The organism is Streptomyces sp. NPDC001781 (assembly GCF_053596035.1).
In genome coordinates this window covers 1-1,303 of sequence record NZ_JBSFFI010000099.1, presented here as the reverse complement: position 1 = coordinate 1,303, position 1,303 = coordinate 1, and the positions used below count along the sequence as shown (strand labels likewise).

General features: G+C 71.8%; 1 protein-coding gene and 1 pseudogene. Both read left to right on the top strand.

The window, feature by feature from the left end; all coding sequences use genetic code 11:
- Positions 1–839, top strand: a pseudogene (locus tag ACWCV3_RS28950) (methyltransferase, FxLD system); the annotation flags it as partial.
- Positions 840–957: 118 nt separating this feature from the next.
- Complete coding sequence (locus ACWCV3_RS28945) at positions 958–1,272, top strand: GNAT family N-acetyltransferase (RefSeq protein ID WP_451230336.1); 315 nt, start codon at positions 958–960, stop codon at positions 1,270–1,272.
- Positions 1,273–1,303: the final 31 nt, after the last annotated feature.

Below are 1,303 nucleotides of genomic sequence, written 5' to 3'. Positions count from 1 at the left end.
GGCCGCCGGCGTCACAGGCGTCGACGTCGCCACCCGGGACGGCGCCCTGGGACATGCCGAGGGCGCGCCGTTCGACCTGATCATCGCGACCGTCGGCGCGCACGGCATCCCGCACGCCTGGCTGAACCAACTAGCCCCCGGCGGCCGCCTCGTCACCCCGCAGCGCCTCAAGGGAACCGTGGCGCGCTCCATCGCCTACGAACGCCGCGACGGCCGCTGGCGCTCGCTCGACTCGGCCATGAACACCTTCATGCCGCTGCGCCGCGGCATCGCCGACGACGCCCGCCGGCTCGTCCCGCTCACGCGTGAGGGCACCGTGCGGCTCCAGACCCCGGCCGCCGAACGGCTCGACGAGGACGCGCTCGCCGATGTCCTGGCGCAGCCGCGCATCGAGGAGCGGACCGGCATGACGGTGCGCGCCATGGAGTCCCCGGAATGGATGGAACTCTTCCTGACCTGCACCCTGCCGTCCGGCCTGATCCGGATGCTGTTCCCGAGGGACGCCCGGGGCACGCTGCTCACCGAGGACCCCTACCCGTCCTCCACGGCCGCCGTGGACGGGGGAGCGGTCACCTACCTCGCCCGCCGCCCGCCACCCGCTGGATCGCACGGCCCCCGGCGGCGGCAGGCTGTGGGAGTTCGGCGTCATCGGCCACGGCCCCGGCAGCGCGCAACTCGCCGCACACGTCGCCGGCCTGATCCGTACCTGGGACCGCGAATACCGCGGCCGCGAGGCTGCGTTCGAGATCCTTCCCTTGCAGGCGCCGCCCCTCGAGCAGCGGCCCGGTCTCTTCGCGCTGGACACCCCGCTCAACCGGATCGTCGTCGACTGGGGGTGACGGCGACCGCCCGGAAGGCACGACGGCCGCGCGGGGCCGTGAAGCGCGAGCGAGAGCCCGCGTCGTCTCCGCCACCCCGGAACCGAAAAGACCGAGTCCACCACCGGCCCTGGAGCGCGTGACTGTGCCGTTCGACCCCGACCGTCAGGCCCCAACAAACGGGATGAAGTACGGCACCGAACACGGCTACATCCTGGCTGGTCCGGACGAACACGGCTGCTGTGTGATCCACGAGCTGTGGGTAGCACCGGAGCACCGCGGCAACGGCATGGGGCGCGTACTCGTCGACCACGTCCGCAGCTGGGCGAGGGAACACGGACTGGCGCCGTTGATCGTCCACTGCTTGCCGGGCAATCAAGGCGGGCGCGGCTTCTACGAAGCACTGGGCATGCGAGCTGTCTCCGTGGTCTACCAAGACGATCTTCCCGAATAGCGTCCGTCGTTGGGCCTGCCCAGTGCAGCCC